At 42.1% G+C, this 24,228-nt stretch carries 19 protein-coding genes; 8 read left to right on the forward strand and 11 right to left on the reverse strand.

Annotated elements, in window-relative coordinates:
- Positions 1 to 294: 294 nt before the first annotated feature.
- Positions 295 to 1,518 carry a bifunctional glutamate N-acetyltransferase/amino-acid acetyltransferase ArgJ gene (gene argJ, locus JMX50_RS03990; RefSeq protein ID WP_201628522.1) on the reverse strand — a complete coding sequence of 408 codons (1,224 nt, stop codon included), beginning with the start codon at positions 1,516 to 1,518 and terminating at the stop codon, positions 295 to 297.
- Positions 1,519 to 1,659: 141 nt separating this feature from the next.
- Positions 1,660 to 2,484, reverse strand: coding sequence for an exodeoxyribonuclease III (xthA, locus tag JMX50_RS03995; RefSeq protein WP_201628523.1), 825 nt, complete (start codon positions 2,482 to 2,484; stop codon positions 1,660 to 1,662).
- A 310-nt stretch (positions 2,485 to 2,794) separates the two neighbouring features.
- Here xthA and JMX50_RS04000 point away from each other — a divergent pair, with 310 nt between their 5' ends.
- From JMX50_RS04000 to JMX50_RS04020, 5 genes are all read left to right on the forward strand, one after another.
- On the forward strand, positions 2,795 to 3,397 hold the full coding sequence (locus JMX50_RS04000; RefSeq protein WP_227670901.1) for an acyl-CoA thioesterase: 603 nt from the start codon (positions 2,795 to 2,797) through the stop codon (positions 3,395 to 3,397).
- A 20-nt stretch (positions 3,398 to 3,417) separates the two neighbouring features.
- Positions 3,418 to 4,215: an ATP-binding cassette domain-containing protein gene (locus JMX50_RS04005; RefSeq protein ID WP_201628524.1), complete on the forward strand. Its 798-nt coding sequence runs from the start codon at positions 3,418 to 3,420 to the stop codon at positions 4,213 to 4,215.
- A 26-nt stretch (positions 4,216 to 4,241) separates the two neighbouring features.
- Complete coding sequence (locus JMX50_RS04010; RefSeq protein WP_227670902.1) at positions 4,242 to 5,030, forward strand: ABC transporter permease; 789 nt, start codon at positions 4,242 to 4,244, stop codon at positions 5,028 to 5,030.
- Between the two features lie 399 nt (positions 5,031 to 5,429).
- Positions 5,430 to 7,127: an AMP-binding protein gene (locus JMX50_RS04015; RefSeq protein WP_201628525.1), complete on the forward strand. Its 1,698-nt coding sequence runs from the start codon at positions 5,430 to 5,432 to the stop codon at positions 7,125 to 7,127.
- Between the two features lie 720 nt (positions 7,128 to 7,847).
- On the forward strand, positions 7,848 to 9,548 hold the full coding sequence (locus JMX50_RS04020) for an AMP-binding protein (RefSeq protein WP_201628526.1): 1,701 nt from the start codon (positions 7,848 to 7,850) through the stop codon (positions 9,546 to 9,548).
- A 118-nt stretch (positions 9,549 to 9,666) separates the two neighbouring features.
- Here JMX50_RS04020 and JMX50_RS04025 read toward each other — a convergent pair whose 3' ends face one another.
- The 5 genes from JMX50_RS04025 to sohB form a co-directional block, all read right to left on the reverse strand.
- Positions 9,667 to 10,536, reverse strand: coding sequence for an SDR family oxidoreductase (locus JMX50_RS04025; protein WP_201628527.1), 870 nt, complete (start codon positions 10,534 to 10,536; stop codon positions 9,667 to 9,669).
- 257 nt (positions 10,537 to 10,793) lie between these two features.
- The gene (locus JMX50_RS04030) at positions 10,794 to 11,549 is read right to left on the reverse strand and encodes a histidine phosphatase family protein (RefSeq protein ID WP_201628528.1); all 756 of its coding nucleotides are present in this window, start codon (positions 11,547 to 11,549) and stop codon (positions 10,794 to 10,796) included.
- Positions 11,550 to 11,640: 91 nt separating this feature from the next.
- Positions 11,641 to 12,924 (reverse strand): phosphotransferase family protein, encoded by a 1,284-nt coding sequence (locus tag JMX50_RS04035; protein WP_201628529.1) that lies wholly within the window; start codon positions 12,922 to 12,924, stop codon positions 11,641 to 11,643.
- A 111-nt stretch (positions 12,925 to 13,035) separates the two neighbouring features.
- Positions 13,036 to 14,286, reverse strand: a complete 1,251-nt coding sequence (locus JMX50_RS04040) for an acyl-CoA dehydrogenase family protein (protein WP_374220396.1) — start codon at positions 14,284 to 14,286, stop codon at positions 13,036 to 13,038.
- A 278-nt stretch (positions 14,287 to 14,564) separates the two neighbouring features.
- Positions 14,565 to 15,551, reverse strand: coding sequence for a protease SohB (gene sohB / locus JMX50_RS04045; RefSeq protein WP_201563438.1), 987 nt, complete (start codon positions 15,549 to 15,551; stop codon positions 14,565 to 14,567).
- A 465-nt stretch (positions 15,552 to 16,016) separates the two neighbouring features.
- Here sohB and aspS point away from each other — a divergent pair, with 465 nt between their 5' ends.
- From aspS to JMX50_RS04060, 3 genes are all read left to right on the forward strand, one after another.
- Complete coding sequence (gene aspS, locus JMX50_RS04050) at positions 16,017 to 17,843, forward strand: aspartate--tRNA ligase (protein WP_201563576.1); 1,827 nt, start codon at positions 16,017 to 16,019, stop codon at positions 17,841 to 17,843.
- Positions 17,844 to 17,910: 67 nt separating this feature from the next.
- Positions 17,911 to 18,837, forward strand: a complete 927-nt coding sequence (locus JMX50_RS04055) for a lysophospholipid acyltransferase family protein (protein ID WP_201628530.1) — start codon at positions 17,911 to 17,913, stop codon at positions 18,835 to 18,837.
- Between the two features lie 177 nt (positions 18,838 to 19,014).
- Positions 19,015 to 19,815, forward strand: a complete 801-nt coding sequence (locus JMX50_RS04060) for a glycosyltransferase (RefSeq protein ID WP_201628531.1) — start codon at positions 19,015 to 19,017, stop codon at positions 19,813 to 19,815.
- Between the two features lie 13 nt (positions 19,816 to 19,828).
- Here the strand turns inward: JMX50_RS04060 and JMX50_RS04065 are convergent, their stop codons facing one another.
- The 4 genes from JMX50_RS04065 to JMX50_RS04080 all read right to left on the reverse strand — a co-directional run bounded on the left by JMX50_RS04065 (position 19,829) and on the right by JMX50_RS04080 (position 24,137).
- Complete coding sequence (locus JMX50_RS04065; protein WP_201628532.1) at positions 19,829 to 20,806, reverse strand: capsular polysaccharide synthesis protein; 978 nt, start codon at positions 20,804 to 20,806, stop codon at positions 19,829 to 19,831.
- A gap of 3 nt (positions 20,807 to 20,809) precedes the next feature.
- Complete coding sequence (locus JMX50_RS04070) at positions 20,810 to 21,772, reverse strand: glycosyltransferase family 2 protein (protein WP_201628533.1); 963 nt, start codon at positions 21,770 to 21,772, stop codon at positions 20,810 to 20,812.
- Positions 21,773 to 21,802: 30 nt separating this feature from the next.
- A complete protein-coding gene (locus JMX50_RS04075; protein ID WP_201628534.1) occupies positions 21,803 to 22,891 on the reverse strand; it encodes a glycosyltransferase family 4 protein in 1,089 nt (362 codons plus the stop codon).
- Between the two features lie 316 nt (positions 22,892 to 23,207).
- Positions 23,208 to 24,137, reverse strand: a complete 930-nt coding sequence (locus JMX50_RS04080) for a branched-chain amino acid transaminase (RefSeq protein WP_201628535.1) — start codon at positions 24,135 to 24,137, stop codon at positions 23,208 to 23,210.
- Positions 24,138 to 24,228: the final 91 nt, after the last annotated feature.

The raw sequence follows: 24,228 nt of genomic DNA on the forward strand, positions 1-24,228 counted from the left end.
GGTCAAATTACCCAACCTCCATCAGTACCGTCTATTGTTTACTGCAGCTAGTATAGGTCGTCGAACCCCTTAGCCTCTATAACTGCTTTGTAACGTAACGTCAGCTTTTGCAACTGATGTGAATAAACGGTTTTTATTCATGGTTTTTTATTAACGGTCTTTTATTAACGATCTTTTATTAACAGTGATTTATTAATGAGAGAAATCGCAGTATTGAATAATTTGGTATTAGACATAAAAAAACGCTCAAAACCATTTCAGCTTTGAGCGTTTGTATAAAAATATAAATGATTTTTAGCTACGATAATCCGCGTTTATTTTGACGTAATCGTAAGATAAATCGCAGGTATAAACGGTATCGTGAGCATCACCACGTGCCAAATCAATATGAATGGTAATCTCAGGACGACTCATAACCTCTTTGCCAGCCGCTTCCGTATAACTCGGAGCCACACCACCATTTTGACAAATCATCACTTCATCTAGATAGACATCGACTTGCTCGGTATCAAGGTCGTCGATACCGGCATAACCAACCGCTGCTAAGATACGACCCCAGTTGGCATCACTGGCAAAAAATGCCGTTTTGACCAGTGGTGAATGGGCGACCGCATACGCCACATCGCAGCATTCTTGCGTGGTATTGCCACCCGTGACTTTTACCGTCATAAACTTAGTGGCGCCTTCCCCATCTCGTACAATCAATTGTGCCAAGCGCACAAACACTGCTGTTAAGGCGTCAAATATCGGCTGATAATGCGGATGCTCTGGGCTATCAATAATCTCCGAGCTCGCTGTTCCGGTTGCAATCAAGACGCAGCAATCATTGGTTGAGGTATCGCCATCGACAGTAATGCGGTTAAAAGATTTCTCATTAATTTTGCTCAGCATTTCTTGCAATAAGTCAGCGGCGATATTGGCATCAGTGGCCACATAGCCAAGCATGGTCGCCATATTGGGGCGTATCATTCCCGAGCCTTTTGACATACCCGTAATATGATAGCTGATAGCATCGACATCAACCTTTTCACTGGCAAGCTTTGGAATCGTATCCGTCGTACGAATACCATTGGCCGCGGCCAGCCAATTATCGGCGGCCAGATTGGCTAAGGCATTGTCTAAGCCTGCGATGACAGCATCACTATTTAGTGGCTCGCCTATCACGCCTGTCGAAAATGGCAAAACAGTACTGACATCCACGCCAGCTTTAGCAGCTAGAGCGCTACAGATATCAAGCGCGCGGCGTTTACCATCAGCGCCCGTACCAGCATTGGCGTTGCCGGTATTGGTGATTAAATAACGCGGGCTGGCTTTAGCAAAGTGTTCACGTAAAACACGTACCGGTGCAGCACAAAAGGTATTTTTTGTGGTCACAACCGCAGTGTTGGCGCTATCAGCAATCTCTATCACCACCAAATCATCGCGGTCTTTGTAGCGTACGCCTGCAGCGGTGGCGCTTAGTTTAATCCCATCAATAGGATAAATCGTATTCGGTATTGCAACGTTGCCGACAGCCATCATTCAATCCTTATTCATCAATGCTGATGCATTATTTATTGGTTATAAGTTATCTTTATAAAATCTTAGTTATACGCTCTTGGTTTTACAGTCTTAGATATAAAACTTGGTGATTAAAACCTGCTGTTTTTAATCAAGCTATTATACTTTATTTAAGTCAAACGCTGCCCAAATTGGCGCATGATCAGAGGGTTTTTCCATGCCGCGTAGCTCATAGCTAATACCCGCATCAACGCAGTGCTCTATTAAATCCGCTGTACATAAAATGTGGTCGATACGCAGACCGCGTTTCGGCTCATCATTAAAACCGCGACTGCGATAATCAAACCAACTATATAATTCGGTACTCTCTGGATAATGCAGACGATAAGTATCGGTCAGCTCGCGTGACATCAAGTCACTATACCATTCACGCTCTTCAGGCAAAAACGAGGTTTTTCTATTTTTAAGCCAGCGTTTTGCATTAACCTCGCCGATACCAATATCGACATCTTCTGGGGCGATATTCATATCACCCATGATAATTAGCGAGCGCCCTTCTGCTTTTAGCGTATCGATATAGGTCATCAAATCTGCATAATAGGCACGCTTCATAGGGAATTTGGTCGGATGGTCTTGACTCTCACCTTGTGGGAAATAACCGTTAAGCACATCCACTTCACGTCCATCGAACACATAGCGCGCATGGATAAAGCGTTTTTGCGCCTCTTCATCTTCACCAGGGAAGCCTTTTTGCACAAAAATAGGCGCAACTTTCGATAATAACGCCACGCCATAATGCGCTTTTTGACCAAAGTACTCGACGTGATAACCCAAGCTCTCGACATTTTCGAGCGGAAACTGCTCATCATGCACCTTGGTCTCTTGTAGACCCATCACATCAGGGTCGATTACCTCTCGCACCGCTTCTAACTGATGTTGACGAGCGCGGATACCATTGATATTAAAACTGACAAAACGGGTCATAAACTGTCCTATACTAATGAATTAAAACAAAATACTGCTATAAACGAGTATTGCTATTTAAACGACCGACACTTTAAAAGTGCGACCATTAAATAGTGCGGCTATAAAATAAAGCAGAGCGGCAATATATAAAGGTTTATGATAACAGACATCGGCAAGGCTATCTGTTGCGCGCCCTTATCTCTTACGATAGAGTAGCTGTTAAAAGCAGCCACAGATGCGTTATCGACTTTTTCTTATTTTTATAACCATATCTATAAATGTTTAAACCCTAAAAATAAATTATTAAGTAAATTTACTGAGCAACATTATGACAATTATGAATAAAAACACCCATACACCACCTATTAGCGCAAGCACACCGTTATTTGCCACTGATTATAATATATATATTAACCATACTGATGCAGGCGGCATAGTTTACCATGCCAATCATTTAGTATTCTTTGAAAACTGTCGCCGTGATTGGTTTACCAAGCTTGGTTTAAATGGCTATTTTTTGCAGACCGATGATGGTGAGATTCAGCATTTTGTCGTCAGCCAAGCAGACCTGCAATACAAAAAAGCCATTCTATTAGATGAAGTCATTAATGTACGTATCGATAAGGTCGAATTAAAACCTGCCAGTATTGTATTTTATCAAAGCATTCATCGCCTAATGCCAACTGTAGATGCAAATGATGATACTCAGGCAAACACTGCTGTTTCAAACAGCAATTATTCTAACAATACCTTGTTAAGCAGCACTAAAATCGTTATCGCTTGCGTACAAAATCAAATCACGCCAGCTTCTATATCTGATTCTGGTGCTGATGCGACTGCCAACCATAGTGCACCTATGCGTCCTATTCGCGTACCGCAAAAGTTACGCGAGACCATTGAGCAAACGCTCATACAACACGCTGGCAAGTAAAACGATTGAACGACTAGGCTATGAGCGCCAATAAGACGGATAATAAGGCTTTTATGCTAGCATTTGAAGATATATGGGTCCATAGCAAGCGCGCGACTCCGCTCCCTACTTACCGCCGATGGTTCACAAAAAGACAGAAGAGTTCAGCTTCCGACGATGCTTTATCCATTAATAACCGTGCATTGATAAGTGGTGCCAGTGGTACATTACTGGCTGGGCAAGTAACGGTTTTGACTGGCGCTTCTGGTAGTGGCAAGTCTGTCTTATTGCGCGTATTAGCAGGGCTGCTGCCTATGACAACCGGCGACGTTTGGCTACAAAGCGATGCGCAAAATAGGGATACTCGTAATAGCATTCATGAAATAGCACCCATGCATTGGCGCTCGCAGGTCGCCCTTCTCGCGCAGCAGCCACAATTGCTAGAAGGCAGCGTTATTGATAACTTGCAATTGCCCTACCGCTTGGCGAGCCATCAACAAAAGCATTTTAATATTGACTGGCACATCGAGCAGCTTGAGTATTTAGAGCGTACCTCTGACTTCTTACAACAAGACGCCAACACTCTGTCGGGTGGCGAGCGGCAACTGGTCAATACACTGCGTTTATTGCAATTAAACCCGCAAGTATTGTTATTGGATGAACCTACTGCAGCCTTAGACGTCGATACGTCAGCGAAACTCGTGCATTTGCTTATCAACTGGTTACGTCGTGAGCCGACGCGCACATTATTGTGGGTAACTCATGACACGCAGGATATTATGCCATTAGCAGATAAACATTGGCATATGGATGCCGGCGTTTTAACCAAAGTAGATTAACCTTGCCTTTATAACGAGCTCCCGTGATGAGTACAGATAACATGCAAATCGTACTGACTTATGCTGATATTGCGCTTGCCAGCAGCTTGATTATTATCGTGCTGGTCGTGTCATGGTTTTTGCGTCTAAGATTGACCAAAACACTTGTCATTGCTGCTGTCCGTACGGTGATACAGCTTAGCTTTATCGGCCTGATATTGGCATGGATTTTCGCTCGGGAACAATGGTACGAAGTCCTTATTATTTTAACCATCATGACTTTGATTGCCGGTAGCGCTGCCAAAAATCGAGTCAAACGCACGTATAAAGGTCTGTTAATTGATACGTTAATCGCTGTCAGTGCATCAGCAGTATTGGTTACAGTCATCGCTATTAGTCTGATTTTGCAAGTGCAGCCTTGGTATACACCGCAATTTATCATTCCTATACTGGGCTTAATACTCGGCAACTCTTTGACCGCTATCTCCCTGACCAGCAATCAGCTTATCGAAAACCTCCATGGGCAACAAGGGCGTATCGAGATGATGCTAAGCCTTTCTGCCAAACCATTTGAAGCGGTACACGAACAAATACGAGCGGCTATCGTCAATGGCATGACGCCCACCCTAAACTCGATGCTGGTTGTCGGTATTGTCAGCTTACCGGGTATGATGACTGGGCAAATACTTGCCGGTGCCGACCCCACCCAAGCTGTGCGTTATCAGATTGTAACTATGTTTTTAATCTGCGTCAGTAGCACCCTTGGCTGTACGATAAGCGCTTTACTCATTTATCGGCGATTTTTTAATAAAAAACAGCAGTTCATCCTACCATAACGACCGTTGGTCATCTTTTTATTGCATAATGAATAAATTTATTTATCCGCATTTTATATGTACTGGCCAGTACGCTCATGCTAATATTACCTTTACTTAGATTCATGCTAATGTATTGCTTAAATGTATCATTATATGGACGATACATTATTTTTTAGTTGCGAATAATTGGTAAGAACGCTTTAAAATTGAGTGTCACTTTTTAAGATGATCATATTTATTTAAGATTAATGCTTTTATCATTCATCAAAACTGAACAACAGAAATTGGTAGTCCGTCAATAGATAAGGATATTATCGAATTCAGCGGCAATTGTTTTAAGTCAGCGCTGATTTTTTTATTGACACGGATATGACTGCTTAACGATAGAAACCTAATTGAACTTCCAGGACGCTGACTATGACGTTGAATAAACCTTGGCTTGCCCAATATCCTAAGAGTGTGCCTAAAACTATCGATCCAGATAGATATGGCAGCATCATGGAGCTCTATGAAGAGTGCTTTGACCGCTTTCGTCTGCATCCAATGAGTATCTGTATGGGTGTGACCCATACTTATGATGATATTGATAAAGCATCGCTTGCGGTTGCCGCTTGGCTACAGGCACAAGGACTTCCTCAAGGGAGTGTGGTTGCACTAATGATGCCAAACGTGCCGCAATATCTGCCAACGATGATTGGTATTTTGCGCGCAGGTTATGTCTGTACGCCAGTCAACCCTCTCTATACTGGGCGCGAGCTGCGGCATCAGCTAAATGATTCCGGTGCAAAGGCTATCTTTGTCGTCGATAATTTTGCGCAAGCACTCGAGCAAGTCATTGATGAGACCAATATCAAACATATTGTCTTATCAAAAATGGGCGATATGATGGGTCTAAAAGGTATTTTAGTAAATACCATTATCCGTCAGGTCAAACGCTTGGTGCCCAAATACAAGCTCAATGACCCTAAGCATGCAGTGACCAAGTTTCCTGATGTGCTAAAGAAAGGCCGAAACCTGCCCTTCCAAAAGCCAAAGATGTCATTGGATCAAAAAGCCTTTTTGCAATATACCGGTGGTACGACGGGCTTATCTAAGGGTGCCATTTTATCTCAGCGTAATATCGTCGCAGGAGCCATGCAGTCAGAAGCTTGGACGCGTCCTATTACCTCAGAGATTAATGAGGTTTATATTAATATGGTGATGGCACTACCGCTGTATCATATTTTTGCCTTTATGCTGAGCTCGCTTGGTATGCGTGCAGGCTATACCTTTATCCTAGTACCCAATCCACGTGATATCCCCGGATTTATCAAAACCTTATCAAAACAGCCGTTCCATATCTTCCCTGCGGTTAATACCTTGTTTAAAGGGTTACTGGATCATCCAAATTTTAAAGACCTTGATTTTAGCTCACTGCGTATCTCGCAAGCAGGTGGTATGGCGGCGACCGAACAAACAGCATCACGCTGGCTCGAAACGACCGGCTGCCCCATGATTGAAGGTTGGGGTATGACTGAAGGCGTGGCCGTTGGTACTGCAAACGTCATTACTGACCGTAAGTTTAATGGCACGATTGGCATTCCTGTCCCGAGCGTTGATGTTATTATCATCGATGATGAAGGCAATCGTGTTGGCGTCAACCAAGCTGGTGAGATGTGCGTTAAAGGTCCTAATGTCACCTCAGGCTATCTGAATAGAGATAGTAGTGATGACTTTACGAAAGATGGCTATTTCCGTACCGGCGATATCGTCAGCATGGATGAAAAAGGCTACTTTAGACTATTAGACCGTAAAAAAGATATGATTTTGGTCTCAGGATTTAATGTCTTCCCGAACGAGATTGAATCCGTCATGCTGGATTGTGAAGGGATTATTGATTGCGCTGTGATTGGCATTCCTGATGAGCGTCAAGGCGAGGCCGTCAAAATCTATGTCATTCCTGCTGATAACAATGTCACTAAAAACTCGATTAAAGAGTTTGCTTTAGATAATTTGACCGGTTATAAATGCCCGCGTCATATCGAATTTGTGACTGAATTACCAAAAAGTAATGTGGGTAAAGTACTGCGTCAAAAGCTGCGTGAGAAACATATCGCTGATAATCCACAGCGCTAATTACGGTAAAAGTTCAATATCTTAGTCATAAAAAATTCATAAAAAAGCACCCTATCTTCACTATAGGGCGCTTTTTTTATGCTTTAATTATTCTTCTTTGCTACTAAAACCTTACGCTTTGTAACTGTTCAGTTAACTAAACTAAGATGACATTAAGAATGTTTTTAGGACGTTTTTAGTAAAATTAATGACTTATATTTGTAGTACTATATATTATATGATTTGGCTGCCCTTTCATCTTATATTAACAACCACTTGTCTATTTTAGCTTGCAACACAGTTTTTTTATTTTATCAAACTGAATTATAAACTAACAAGTTCTTGTATAGGAATAACAGACTCAATTGCAGTTATGTTAATGTATTGCCAAAATATGTTACGCTATTATTTATTAAATGATATTGATAGTCTCTTCAATTGAGGTTAATCGACCAACCTTGTCTGGATGTGATATTTTTTCAGTACTACCTTTAGCATCAACAGCACTCACTAGCCATTTAATCTACTTAGGAGCTAAGGCTTGGTAGTTAAATATTTTTTAATTAAATAATCTTGTAATCAATGATATTTGTATAAAGGCCACCGTATTTTAGCAGTCTGTGAATAAATAGGATAACACTCGGCAATCCATCGATGATAGGGCGATGATGGTATTGTTGACAGGGACGTGACTACTTTTTTATAGAACCTTAACTTATCGCACATTTAAGGACGCTAAGTATGACCACTGATAAGCCTTGGCTTGCTCAATATCCAGCAAACGTACCAAATACCATCAATCCTGATCAATACGAAAGTCTTATAGAGCTCTATGAAGAGTGCTTTAATCGCTTTCGTATGCACCCTATGACGATCTGTATGGGTGTGACCCACACGTATGGTGATGTTGATCAAGCCTCGCTTGCCGTTGCCGCATGGCTACAAGGGCAAGGTATTCCTAAAGGCAGTGTCGTGGCACTTATGATGCCAAACGTACCGCAATATCTGCCGACGATGATTGGTATTTTGCGTGCAGGCTACGTTTGTACGCCTATCAACCCTCTCTATACTGGTCGCGAGCTGCGCCATCAATTAAATGATTCCGGCGCTCAGGTTATCTTTGTGGTTGATAACTTTGCGCAAGCGCTTGAGCAAGTCATTGAAGAGACAGATATCAAGCGTATTGTCCTATCAAAAATGGGCGATATGATGGGTTTAAAAGGTATTTTGGTGAATACCGTTATCCGTCAGGTCAAACGCTTGGTGCCGAAGTACAATCTTAACGATCCTAAATACAACGTCACCAAATTCCCTGATGTGCTAAAAAAAGGCAAAAACTTACCTTTCCAAGCACCAAAAACGGCTTTGCAACACAAAGCTATTTTGCAATATACCGGCGGTACGACAGGCTTGTCTAAAGGTGCGGTACTCACTCAGCGCAACGTCGTTGCCGCTGCGATGCAGTCGGAAGCTTGGTTTCGCCCGATTACCTCAGATATTAACGAGGCTTATATCAATATGGTGATGGCGTTACCGCTATATCATATTTTTGCCTTTATGCTGAGCCTACTCGGTATGCGTTCAGGTTATACCTTTATATTGGTACCCAATCCACGTGACATGCCTGGATTTATTAAAACCTTATCAAAACAACCGTTCCATATTTTCCCTGCGGTTAATACCTTGTTTAAAGGGTTGCTTGATCAGCCGAACTTTAAAGACTTAGATTTTAGCTCGCTACGTATCTCGCAGGCAGGCGGTATGGCAGCGACCGAACAAACAGCAGCGCGCTGGTTAGAGGTGACTGGCTGTCCAATGGTTGAAGGTTGGGGTATGACGGAGTGTGTGGCAGTTGGCACCAACAACGTTATTACTGACCGCACGTTTAATGGCACTATTGGTATCCCAGGTCCTAGCGTCGACATTATCGTGGTCAATGAAAATGATGAACCGGTCGGCTACAATCAGGCGGGTGATATGTGTATCAAAGGTCCGAACGTCATGTCAGGCTATTTTAATAAAGACAATACCAATGACTTTACCAAAGACGGTTACTTCCGTACGGGCGATATTGTGAGTATGGATGAAAAGGGTTATATCACCCTACTTGATCGCAAAAAAGACATGGTTTTGGTCTCAGGCTTTAACGTTTTCCCTAATGAAATCGAGTCAGTTATGCTTGATTGTAAAGGGATTGTTGAATGTGCAGTCATCGGCATTCCTGATGACCACCAAGGTGAGGCGGTTAAAATCTATATCGTGCCTGCCGATAATAATGTCACCAAAAGTGACATCAAAGAGTTCGCTATTGACAATTTAACGGGCTACAAATGCCCACGCCATATCGAATTTGTCAGCGAGCTACCAAAGAGCAATGTTGGCAAAATACTACGCCAAAAACTGCGTGAAAAACATATGCTAGACAATCCACAAACCTTGTAGCATTGAAGACTTAAAAGTTTCAAAAGTAATAAAAGCCCGCTACATTTTATATAGCGGGCTTTTTGTTATTTTAATTTTGTCTGTACTGTTTCTAGCATAACTAGCAAAATAACTGATATTAGCTGACCTTATTAACCACTTGTAACGGCAAATGCTTCATGGCTTGACCGACAATCGACCACGGTAAACTTGGTACACAAGCTTCGTTTACTCTTGCCTCAATCGCGGCAACGATTGCTGTCGTGCCTGTCTCTGCATCGACTTCAAACGGTAAAGGTTTGGCATTTTCATTGATTTCGGTGCGCACATAGCCTGGATAAATGGTGGACACTTGAATCGGCAGTTTGGTTAATAGCATATCAGCACGGATACCCTCTGCTAAATGCGCCAAGCCCGCCTTACTTGCGCCATAAGCGGTCAAATGCTTAGGCAAACCGCGCATCGCTGACATACTTGATATCGCCACTAAATGACCGCTATTTTGTGCACGGAAGATATTCATCGCCGCTTCACATTGCGCGAGCGCAGAGACAAAGTTAATCTCAACGGTACGGCGGTTGGTATCAAAGCGCCCTTTACCAATACGGCGACTGTCGCCGATACCGGCATTTACCACCACACGATCGATATGACCAAAATCCGCTGCAAAGGCATCAAATACTGTAAAAATCGCATCGTAATCGCTGACATCTAAGATTCGATATTCGACACGAATATCAGGATATTGAGCCAATAATTCTGCTTTTAAATTTTCTAAACGCTCGGTACGGCGGGCACAAATCGCAAGGTTATAACCGAGTTTAGCAAACAATCTTGCCATGCCCTCGCCCAATCCTGAGCTGGCACCGGTGATTAAAATTGTTTTACCACGTCCAACTTGCTGCTTATTTAAGCCTTTTAAGTAACGAGCTGGTTGAATCGCACTAAATAGCTGATTTTTACTTTGTTTGGCACTGTTGGTGACCAAATTTATCAAGGTATTTTTCATGGACTATCCTATCCTGTTGGTATCAATACAAAATGACGTCAATTGTCTATCATAGCGTAAATTTATATAATAAGTTTAGCACTTATACCGTAAACCAAACACGCAATCAATTTACAGCGCCATAAAACTAAAGTATTTTAACGATGCTACTTAATGATTTTAAATCCATAAAAAGCGACTACCTATTTAAAGTAACCGCTTTATGATGTTTTTAATTGGCTTTTAATGATAGCTTTAATATTTTACTCATTTCTTTTTTATCGCCACGTCACAAAGCGCTTGCCTTCAGAAAACAGATGACTGTATTCATTGACAGACAATAAGCGCGTACGCTCATTTTTCATTGTAAGAGACGTCACGCCAGTATTGACCAAGCTCTTATTGATTTGATAAGCGGTTGAACTGCCTTGTTGCAATAACTGCGCGGTGATAGCAGCAATGATACCGCCCGAGGTAAAGACCAGCACTGTATCATCACGACCCAACTGTAAGTTAGCAACTTGCAGACGCACTTGCTCAAGCGCTTGCTTTGCCCGCTCACTAAACTGCACCCAACTCTCGATATAGTCACTATCGTTATCACCTGCATGCCAGCGCTGCATCGCCGCATCAAACAGCTCAGCTAATCGCGTAGAGGGCACTTCTGCTTGCGCAATCTCAGCCGCGATTGCCGCGCGATTGCCAAAAGCCGGATTGGATTTTATTAACACATCTTTATGATTAAATTCATCAAATTGTGGCAGTACATAGCTATCAGGCTGATTCATATCGATTGCAGGCGTGTAAGGCTTTTCAGTATCAGCCACAGACGACTGATAACGCTCCCAAAAATGCCGTGCAGAGTCTTGTTGCCTGACCAAGCTACCAGTGAAAATCGCATCGATGCGACGCTGCGTGCTTGCATAGTGTTGAGCGAGCATTTGCGCTTGCATACCGCCAAGCTTTGAGAGCTGATCGTAATTTTCTTGTCCAAAGGACGCCTGACCATGACGGGCCAGAAGGATGGTTGTCATAAAACGCTACCTTTTATCATAATTTTTACATGCCGTTTTAACCTGCCGTTTTCTACAGATTCTCTACAGTTTATTTATAAAGAATAAACAGTTACTCATCTGATGATTGCGGCGCTTTAGTAAAATAGCCTTTTGGCAAAATACCTTTGACCACTTTTTGTACAGGAGTTGGTAATTGCTCAATCGTAGCAGCGTCGATACCAATCTCTTTTAATTGTGGCTGTACATAAGTATTGAATAACGCCTCACCTTCGTACTGCGCAATCAGCTTGAGACATTTGGCATGTAGTACATGGACGATGAGCCAAAAGTTCTTAAACGCTGGATTGGTGGTTTGTTTATTATAATAACGATAGTAAATTTGCTGCACGATACCCGCTAAACGGAACAGACCGAACACTTCATAAAACGTCCAATTGTCTATCTTAAGACCCGATTGCTTCAGGTAGTAGTCAACCACTTCATCACGGGTCATCATACCTTTTAAATGCGTTGGCTGACGGCGTGACTGCTGCATGATGATGTTGTCATCTTCTTCGACCCAATAGGCCAATGCACTACCCAAATCCATCAAAGGATCGCCCAAAGTCGCCATTTCCCAATCGAGTACGCCAATGACCTTGGTTGGATCAGCAGCATCCAAAATCACATTATCAAAGCGCCAGTCATTATGAATGAGGCAAGTCTTACTATCAGCGGGTGTGTGCTTGCCTAGCCATTGACGAACTAAGCCAAAGCTTGGTACATTTGGCGTTTTGGCCTTGACATAACGCTTATCCCAACCAGTTACTTGCCGGTCGCAGTAACCTTCACCGCGTCCAAGGTTGACCAAGTCAGGATGCTCTTTATAATCGACTTGATGTAAGTCAACCAACGCATCAATGACATTGGTACATAAAGCGCGCGTCTGCTCTACATCTAAATCGATACCTTTTGGCAAATTGGCACGAGGAATGATACCTTCCATGCGCTCCATGACATAAAAGTCCGCACCGATGACATTTTCATCAGTACATAGCGCGACCATTTTTGGCACATAAGGATAAGCATCTTTTAAGGCTTTTTGCACGGTATATTCACGTACCATATCGTGCGCTGATTTGGCCTTGGTGCCTTTTGGCGGACGGCGTAAAATAAGGTCTTGGCTCTTACCTTCGCCTCCATATTGCAGCCGGTAAGTCCAGTTTGAAGCACCGCCAGAGAATTGAGTAACCGTTGGCTCGCCTTCTATATCAATCCCTTGCTCGCGTAGCCAATTGCTGACTGCTTGTGCATCAAGCTCTTCGCCTTCGCGCACTTCGCCACCTTTATCCAAGACTTTATTAAGTGTTTGATGGTCATTGTCAGTGTTGTTGGCATGATTGTCAGTTGCCATAAGATGTTCCTTATCGTGTGGTCAGTTATTTTTATCAATAATTACAGTGATGAAAAATTCACTATTAACTGATTAATAGTGAATTTTTAGAGATGGTATTTTAACGTTATATTATGATTTAGCAGGTTTCGACGAACGACTAAAACCTTGACGCTTAAGCTCTAGTTTCGCAATCATGGTTTTATGTACTTCATCAGGACCATCAGCTAAGCGCAACGCTCGAGCTTGAGCATAAAAGGACGGCAACATGGTATCTTGGCAAACGCCCATACCACCATGGATTTGAATCGCCATATCGACCACTTCTTGTAATACAGTCGGTGCAACCACTTTAATCGCAGAGATTTCTGTGAGTGCTGCTTTGGTACCTTGGGCGTCCATTTTCTGCGCCGCGTATAAAGTCAGCAGGCGTGCTTGATCAATCTTAATACGCGCCTCAGCGATACGCTCAAAGTTACCGCCCAATTGTAGCAGTGGCTTACCAAAAGCTGTACGCTCCATGCCGCGTTTGACGGCCAGCTCTAGCGACTTCTCAGCAGCGCCGATACAACGCATGCAATGATGAATACGACCTGGCCCTAAGCGACCTTGCGCAATCTCAAAGCCCATACCTGGGCCACCGATAAAGTGGCTGACGGGCACACGTACATCATTGAAGCTGACTTCGCCATGGCCGTGCGGCGCATCATAATCGCCAAATACTTTTAGCATACGCTCAATATTGACGCCTGCCGTTTTAGCTGGCACTAAAACCATCGAATGCTGATGATGACGGTCTTTAGTGTCATCAGGGGTATAGGCCATGACAATCAAGACATCAACCGCAGGATCACCCAGACCTGATGACCACCATTTGCTACCATTGATGATAATCTCGTCACCATCGACGACAGCAGTCGCTTGCATATTGGTCGCATCACTTGAGGCAACATCAGGCTCAGTCATACAAAATACTGAACGCGTTTTACCTTCTAATATCGGCGTGAGCCACTTGTCTTGCTGCTCCTGTGTGCCATAACGCCATAGCAATTCCATATTGCCACTATCAGGCGCATTACAATTAAATACGTAAGGCGCAAGCAAACTGCGGCCAGTCAGCTCAGCAATCGGTGCATAATCGGTAACCGATAACCCCGCGCCTAGCGTGTCATCTGGCAAAAATAAATTCCAAAGACCCGCTTCACGTGCTTGTTTGCGCAAGCTCTCGTATTTTTCTGGCCAGTGCCATTTTGTCCAATCGCCGTCAGGATTTTGCCCATGACAATCCGCCCAAAACTGCGCTTCGATTGGCTCGATATAGGTTTCGATAAAGGCTTTAACTTTGGCATGCATGGCTTGACCATGTTCGGTGGCGGTAAACATTAATGTATCGGTAGACATAGCTGACATCCTTTTCCTTGCTTCTGGTTAATTATTTTCATCACGTTCACATAAAGCTTTTATAAAAAACGCAATGAAATTCTTATAGTGTACGTGCGTATACTCTGTTCTGTATGCCACATTTATAACACAGCGTTTATCAATAAACAGCAAAAAGGCGCGACCCACTAGGACACGCCTTTTACAAAATACAAACAATGCACGATTAAAAAATGCAACGCTAAAACATCATCGACTAGATATCATGATGATATTCAAGATTATTTTAGAATATTCAAGCGACTGTTTAAATCGAAACGTGCCAAGGCATCTGGCAATTTATCAATCGCTATGCTGAGTGTCGCCTCTGCTGCTTGTGACAGCCCTAATTTTTCTGCAAGGGTTGGTTTTTGGCGTGAATGCAGCGCATACACTTCATTATTTTCCATACGCTCTAAAATATAGCTGTCTGAGGTTTGCAGGCTATCAATTAAATTAAGTTTCAGCGCATCTTCACCATACCAATGCTCGCCAGTTGCGACTTTTGCAACATCCAATGTTGGGCGATAAGTATTAACGAAGTGCTTAAATAACTCGTGTGTTTGCTCAAGCTCTTCTTGGTATTTGGCGCGGTCTTCAGCGTCATTTTCACCAAATACGGTCACAGTACGCTTATAGTCGCCAGCGGTAAACATCTCATAATCGACATCATGGTTTTTGAGCCATTTATGGAAGTTTGGTAATTGCGATACCACACCGATAGAGCCAATCACAGCAAAGGGTGCAGCGACGATATTGTCGGCGACGCAAGCCATCATATAGCCGCCGCTTGCCGCGACTTTATCGACACAGACGGTGAGTTTTAGACCCGCGTCTTTTAAACGGGCTAATTGTGCAGCGGCCAATCCATAGCCATGAACCAAGCCGCCACCTGACTCTAGGCGCACCACTACTTCATCGCCTTTATTAGCAGTACTGATGAGCGTGCTGATTTCTTCGCGTAAATGCTTCACCGCCGTGGCTTTGATATCGCCATCAAAATCAAGCACAAAAACTTGTTGCTTATCATCGCTATTATTTTTTTTATTTTTGCTTTTACTTTTTACTTTTAATGCTTGTTTGGCCTTTTTAGCCATGGTTTTTTTCAGTTGTTTAAGCGCCGCTTTACCTTGCGTCGCCTCCATCAGGTCTTCACGACGTTGCTCTTGGCTTTTATTCAGGTGGATAACTCTTAGCTCAACAGGGTTTTTAGAAGGATGAAAAAGCATGAGCGGAATTCCTTGTTAGTTAAAATAGATAATCGAAATTGTTTTAATAAGGTTTTATAAGTTAGCCTGATATGTGCACAGTGGCTAGTATTTTCAAGCAAAATGACAATATTTAACTGACGCTCAATGTTATGGCATGAATACCATAAACAACGATGAACATCTTATAAACACCACATGCACACACCACGAACCAGTAAGATGCCATATTTGCTGAGCATTGCTGACTCTCAGCGCTTTGTATCGCAACCGCTGGTTGTATAACAAAGGCAGATTAGGCATAATATGTGTTTACACCAAATTTTCTGCAGCCAACGTGATGACCATTTGTCTTATATCGCGTTATTTGTGCTTTTTTAGCTAAAGGCTTGAATCGCACGGCGCTTGTATCACACGCTAGCGGCTGTATTATTGTATTTCGAATTGGGCTGACAACTGGATAATTATATTATGACGCAAAGCACTATGACGCATAGCGAATACCGAGACGAATATTGCGGCGCTGTAACCGAAAGCTTACTTGAGCAAACCATTAGTATCGTAGGTTGGGTACATCGTCGTCGCGATCACGGTGGCGTAATTTTTTTAGACATGCGTGACCGCGCAGGTATCTTGCAGGTCGTCGTTGACCCTGACACGCCAGAAGCATTCGCTCTTGCTGATGCGGTACGTCCTGAATACGTGCTAAAAATTACCGGTCGCGTACGCCGCCGTTATGAAGGCACTGAAAACGCCAATATGACCAGTGGTCAAATTGAGCTATTGGGCAAAGAGATTGAAGTATTGGCGAAATCTGAAACACCGCCTTTCCCATTGAATGATGAGAAAACCACGGTATCAGAAGACTTGCGTTTAAAATATCGCTACCTTGATATGCGTCGTCCGCAGATGCAAGAGCGTATGGTTTTCCGTGCTAAAGCCACTTCAACGATTCGTCGCTATTTAGATGACCATGGTTTCTTAGACGTTGAAACCCCTATCTTGACTCGTGCAACGCCAGAAGGCGCACGTGACTATCTTGTGCCTTCACGTACACGTCCGGGTAACTTCTTTGCTTTACCGCAGTCACCGCAGCTGTTTAAACAGTTATTGATGGTGTCAGGATTTGATCGTTATTATCAAATCGCTAAATGCTTCCGTGACGAAGACTTACGTGCTGACCGTCAGCCTGAATTTACCCAAGTCGATATTGAGACTTCTTTCTTAAATGAAGAAGAAATCATGAATATCAACGAAGGTCTTATTAAGCATCTATTTAAGACTATGATGGATGTTGAATTTGAGCAATTCCCACGCATGACTTATGCTGAAGCAATGCGTGACTATGCCTCAGACAAGCCTGACTTACGTATCCCATTAAAATTGGTCGACGTAGCCGATTTAATGAAAGACGTTGATTTTAAAGTGTTTGCGGGCCCTGCGAACGATCCTAAAGGTCGCGTTGCTGCCCTACGCATTCCTGGCGGCGCCTCATTAAGCCGTAAACAAATCGACGCTTATACCAAGTTTGTGAGCATTTATGGTGCACGTGGTTTGGCTTATATCAAAGTCAATGACGCCAGCAACATCAACAACGGCGTCGACCAAGAGTCTGGTCTACAGTCTCCTATCATCAAAAACATGACTGATGACGTATTGGTCAGCTTGATTGAACGTACTGGTGCCCAAAGCAACGATATTATCTTCTTTGGTGCGGATAAAGCCAGTATCGTCAATGACGCCATCGGCGCACTACGCCAAAAGATTGGTCTAGATTTAGAAATGACGACTTGTGAATGGGCGCCACTTTGGGTCACTGACTTCCCAATGTTTGAAGAAACTGACGATGGCAAATGGACCTCAATGCACCATCCGTTCACGAAGCCAAAAGGTTCTGTTGAAGAATTAAAAACCAATCCTGAAGCGGCGCTTTCTATCGCTTATGATATGGTACTAAATGGCACAGAAGTTGGTGGTGGTAGCTTACGTATCAATACCTATGATATGCAGCAAGCCGTACTCGAAGCGCTTGGTATCGGAGAGCAAGAGGCTCAAGATAAGTTTGGCTTCTTACTTGACGCCTTAAAATTCGGTGCGCCTCCGCATGGTGGCTTGGCCTTTGGTTTAGATCGCTTAATTATGCTCATGGTAGGCGCAGACTCTATTCGTGATGTCATCGCTTTCCCAAAAACCAAAACTGCTGAGTGCCCACTAACCCAAGCACCTGCTGAAGTTGATAGCAAGCAGCTACGTGACCTTGGTATCCGTGTGCGCGAAAAAGCACAGGCTGACACCAACAAACCTGCGCAATAAATAGTCAGATAATGCTTAGTTACTTATTATCTGACTGGTTACGTGATTCATCACCGTGTGAACGGTCATGAATCCGTATCATATCTTCAAATTCGTGCCCCTGTCTGTCTTACAGATGCTGGCACGTTTTGTTGCTTGGGTAATATTACGCCTACCAAATGCTAGCATTATGCGTACTGTCAGTATCAATATGGCACTGATTGCGCCGTCGTTATCTGAGCGTCAAAAGCAAGCCTTAACCAAAGACATTATTTATCATCAATGTTTAACCAGTATTGAGTCTATCAAGAGTTGGGCGATGCCACCTGAATGGAGCATTGCTCAAATTCGTGACGTTTATAATAAAGATTTTTTATTAGAAGGGCTTGCCAGTCCTAACGGCATGCTGGCGATTGTCCCGCATCTTGGCACGTGGGAGATGATGAACGCTTGGCTTAATCAGTTTGGTTCGCCAACGATTATGTATAAGCCTGTTAAAGGCGATATTACCAATGACTTTGTCCTGCAAGGTCGCTCGCGTCTGAATGCGACCCTAGTACCGACCGATGGTAGCGGCGTCAAAGCCGTATTTAAAACCCTTAAACAAGGTGGCTTTAGTATCGTACTGCCCGATCATGTTCCCGATCCATCAGGCGGTGTGGTCGTGCCCTTTTTTGGGATTGAAACCTTAACCAGTACGCTTGCCTCCAAACTTGCGAGCAAGACCAAATGTGCGTTGGTCGGCTTATCTTGTATTCGTCGTGATGACGGACGTGGCTTTGATATTTATTGTTATAAATTAGACGATCCCGCCCTATATGATCGCAATACTGAAACCGCTGCTTATGCGCTTAATCTGGCGATGCAACAGATGATTGAAGATAAATGCAGTCATTATATGTGGGGCTATCGCCGTTTTAAGCACATACCCGTTTTAGATAATCCTTATAGCGCTGATAAAGAAGCATTAGCAGCGTTTATTCGTAATCAAAACTCTAAGCATACAAAATCTTAAACTAAGAATAATCAATAGCTCATAATAAGTAAAACAATACCAAGATCTAATACCTAACACTTAAGAAATAATGTGAATAATAGCCTTGTTAAATCGGTTAACGTTTATATTATTTCTACCCTTTTAAGTTCTAGTTTTTTAACATTCGTTCTTCATTTATATCAATATGAGTGCATGATGGCAACTGACGTAAAGCAAAACTTATCAATAGACTCAGACCTAATAGATGGCAAAGACTCTGAGCAACGTTATATTATTTGTATGAAATGGGGCGATAAATACGGTCCTGAATATGTCAACCGTCTTTATAACATGGTCAGTCGGCATCTGACCTTAGATTTCCAAATGGTCTGTCTCACCGATGATAGCACCGGCATCGACCCTGCCATTCAGTGCTACCCCATTCCAGAAATGGATTTACCAGCGGGCCCTGAACGTGGCTGGAAAAAGCTGACGACTTTTAAGCCAGAATTATATGACCTAAAAGGCGTCGCCTTATTCTTAGACATCGATATCGTTATCGTCGATAATATCGATGGTTTTTTCACTTATAAAGCTGAGTATGAAGACAGCGTCGTCATCATTCGTGACTGGAAAAAGCCATGGCGCATGATTGGTAATAGCTCGGTTTATCGCTTTAACGTTGGTATGGGTACGTATCCTGATTTGCTCGCAAACTTTGAGCGCAACTTCGACAGCATTCGTCAGCAAGTTCGACATGAGCAAGCTTACTTATCTAACTATCTGCGTGAGCATCATCATCTAGAGTACTGGGATAAGGACTGGTGTGTCAGTTTTAAATATCAGTGTATTGCCCCTATCCCTTTTAACTTTCTGCGCGCACCGACGTTGCCTGAGGGCGCAAAAATCGTTATCTTTCATGGCGAGATTAATCCACCAGATGCCATCAAAGGCGGCGGCGGTAAATGGTATCGTCATGTGAAGCCAACTCCTTGGTTAGAGGAGCATTGGCAGTAAGCTTTTAAAAGCCCTATTTACTAAAAATTTCTTTCTTAAAGAAGCCATAATAGGTTAAATTGCCAAATATATCATTTTCTTTAAGTTCTTCGTGTAGGCTTAGTTTGTGTAAGGAGGCTTGGCCTACAATAGATTCATATTCCTCTTGTTTAAATTTCTTATTCATTTTAGTCTGCAGTAAATGCGGTAGCGTATCATCCTCTGCTGGAAAATTAAAATTGACAACATTCATATCTTTCAATTCATTAATCATTATTTGGAAGAAAAAATAGTGAGGGATTTTCTCTTCATTTTTCCAGAAAAATAATAATAAATCTAATATCACTGAGGATAACTCACTTTTTTTATGTCCATAGATGATACTACTTAAATGTTTAACTTTAAACTCTTCACGCCAGCTGAAATAAAAATGCTGGTCGCCTTTACCCCAATCCTTATTAGCAGAATCAGCATCTCTTGAAAACATAAAAAAATCATACTCTTCGTACTTAGTAGGAATATCATCGTTCATTAGTATTGATGCATCTAACCATATACCTCCATACACGTTTATTAAAGCAACCCTTAATAAGTCAGAAAAGAATACTGGACGAAATTCAGAATTTCTTCTTTTCTCTTTAATAAATGTTGGCAATTCCAGATATTCATCTATATTATCGTCTGTAATACGTATAACCTCGTAATCACCTTTGTATTTATCTACAGATGCAAAACAAAGCTTGGCAGTGTCTTTTGCATTCTCTACTCCTTGTGCCCAGTACTGCCAAATAATTTTTTTATTTTTTAAGTCTTTTTTGGGTTGGATATTATATTTTTCGATCTCACCATTAAAATACGCTTCTATAATATGATGCCAGTATGTGGCTACTTGAGCTTGTACAGGAAGTTCTGAGTATCTAAAACCCCACTCCTTTCTTTTACTGCGAGGTACAAGACCGTTATAGAATATTTTAAAGGGCTTATTACTGATAACGTTAAAGATCTTTTCCATGGTCTATATACCTTTCAGAATTTTGTCTAATTTGGAACGTTTAATATTCAGGATTATTCTTTGATGTATTGGCAGCTCTTTATTAGCAACCAGATAGAGCTCTGAGAAGTACTTATTGTATTGATCATAAGTATCTTTTAACAAATCTTCCTGATGGTTTTTAGCTATTTTATTTAACAGCCCTATATAACGCTTATATGCTTTATACAGTAAATAATGATAACCGTCATCTCTTCCTATTCTCTGATATTTCTCAACACGATAAGTGAAAGCATATAAATAATCATCTACGTATTTTTTGTCGAGATTTTTTAAAATAGACCCTTCACGCTCACGATACTTTATTACAGGCTGTTTTAAATAGCTATATTGGAAACTCTTTAATGAGATATCAGTCATATACAAAATATCTTCAAAATTCAATCCTTCTTTAAACCTTATGTCTTGTATTACCTGTCTTCTGAAGACCTTATTCCAAACATGATTACTATTATTTTCAATAATATTATCTAAGAAGCTATTTCTCTTATTGATATAATTTTTATTAGCCTTGCCTATAAAAGCTTTTTTCTTTACCTCTTTTTTCCCTCGTAATGATACATAATCGGCACATAGCACATCCGAGTTCAATTTTTCTATTTGAGACATGACAGATTTATAAGCACCTTCGTACATAACATCATCAGAGTCAATAAACCAGATATACTCTGTTTGCGCCATATCAAAAAGCGCATTACGTGTGGCTGACAAACCTCTATTATGAGGCGCATCGAAGATTTGCACTTGAGGATGGTTTTCAAAACGCTTGATAATAGCTGCACTATTGTCTGTCGAAGCATCGTTCATTATTAAAATAGATGCTCTAGTATCGATTTGAGTGAGTATGGATTCTATACACTCTTCTACATAATCCGCTACATTATAAACAGGTATTAAAATACCAATTGTTAGATCTTCTTTATTCATACAACACTCACATTAAAAACTTTATAATAATTAACAGCTTGTTAATAAATTCTGAAATAATTGATAATACGCTTGAGTAACCTGTTTTTTATCATAATGAACTAAAACTTTCTCTCTAGCTGCCGTTGCTAGTGCTTGGTAGTTTGATGGATTAGATAGTACAGTCGCGATGATATTCGCTAGCTCTGTTGCTGCCCCGACTGGGAACAAGAAGCCATCTTTTTTGTCATCAATCAACTCCTTTACTCCCATTGCAGTACTTCCCACAACGATACAGCCACTTGCCATCGCTTCTAGCACCGCTAGGTTCAGCCCTTCAAAACGGCTCGACATGACAAATACTTTATGTTGCAGCAATAGCTTTTCAACTTCGCTACTGTACTCTATAAAGGTCACTTGTTCATGCAGCTCATAGCGAGCAACCAAATCATGTACTTCTTTTTGGTAACGCTTACGCCCACTGCCAACTAAGGTAAGAGTGGGGTTTATGCCTTTTTGCTTTAACTGCTTCAGTGCTTCAATTAAAGTAACGTGATCCTTACTTTTAGCATATCTTCCCACCATAATCAGATCATGCGACCTTTCATTAACAGGTGCAAGGTTCACACCGCCAAATCGAGTGGTATCAATACCATTTGGAATGGCTTGAATAGGCGCTTTAAGACCCTGCTTAGATAAGACTTGGGCTACGCCTTCAGAGACAGCCACAATTCTAGCAGTTGATTTACTTAGTTTACGCGTTTGGTATAGCTTCCAAGGTGTATAGCGCTCTTTAGAGTTGTGCTCCACTTGTACCAAGCAAGGTACTTGTGCCAATAGCCCTGCCCGTCTTCCCAGTAAATGCTCAGGAAACCCATGCGCAACCAATATATCAGGTCGCCATTGCTCACATAGTTTTTTTAATTCGTGAACGGTCGCAAGATGGGTAGTACCTGTGACAACCTTGTAATCGATACCTTTATCTTCAAGTTCAGCAAGCTTTTCTGGTACGGTCGTTTTTTTACGACGCAGTACTAATAGGTTTTCAGTCGATTCTATTTGATTGTGAGCCTCAACCAAATCAATAGCAACTTTCGTGGCTCCTGAAAAGCCACCAGTGACAAAATGTAAGACTCTCAACAGCTTCTCCATTAATCTATTCAAAGTAAAACCAGACTTAGCTAAAAAATAAGATTCTATGCCGCTCTCAATTTGAACTCACCTGCTTTAAGAATCGACATGCTAAGCAGCCGTATTTATAGATGGACACCATAGCAAGATGTAGCTTGAAACTAAGCGACGTTATGATACCGCATCCATAAATTATGTGCGAGCTTATCGTTAGTAGTTATAGTGTATAAACTTCACTTTAGAATACCGATTAATACCACTCAAAAAAAAAGCTAAGACTTAAAACAGTCTTAGCTTTTTACTTCATACAATGCAGTTTTTAAAATTAATCAATAAAGCTTAACCAATCCATATACTGCTCATTACGGCCATGTACCACATCAAAGTATAAGGTTTGCAATTTCTCAGTGAGCTCACCACGGCCACCATTACCGATAATACGATCATCGTATTCACGAATAGGCGTGACTTCAGCGGCCGTACCTGTCATAAAGATTTCATCCGCCAAGTAAAACTCATCACGAGTGATACGGCGCTCAACGACTTTGATGCCCAAATCTTCAGCAAACTGAATGATAGTACGACGCGTGATACCATCAAGCGCACCACCACCCAAGTCCGGTGTATGCAGCACACCGTCTTTGACTAAAAATAAGTTCTCACCAGCGCCTTGGCAAACATAACCTTGCGGATCCATCAAGATGGCTTCGTCATAGCCATTACGAGTAACTTCTTGGTTGGCCATGATAGATACTGGATAGTTGCTAGATGCTTTGGCTTTACACATGGTCACATTGGTCATGTGATGCGTAAATGACGAGGTTTTTACACGGATGCCGTTTTTGATACCGTCTTCGCCAAGGTATGCGCCCCAATGCCAAGCAGCGACCATTGCATTGATGCTATTGTCACGTGATGACAGACCCAATTTTTCTGCGCCAACCCAAATAAGCGGACGAATATAAGCTTCTGCCAAGTTGTTTTGCTTGACCACATCTTTTTGCGCTTGCTCAAGTGCCGCTGCATCAAATGGTACATTCATTTGAAAGATTTTTGCAGAACCCAATAGGCGATCGGTATGGTCTTTTAAGCGAAAAATCGCCGTACGATTGTCAGCAGTTTGGTAAGCACGTACGCCTTCAAACACCGCCATGCCATAATGCAGGCTATGCGTAAGCACATGAACCTTGGCATCTGGCTGTTCAATCATCGTGCCATTCATCCAAAGCTTACCTTCTTGTGTTGCCATATTCATTTAATAGTCCTTATGCTAGCGCTGACGTCTAACTTTTTTTGTTGAGTGTTAAGTAGATATTTTAATTAAAATTGCCTGCTGACACTGAGTG

Source organism: Psychrobacter maritimus, assembly GCF_904846345.1.
Lineage (GTDB): Bacteria > Pseudomonadota > Gammaproteobacteria > Pseudomonadales > Moraxellaceae > Psychrobacter > Psychrobacter maritimus.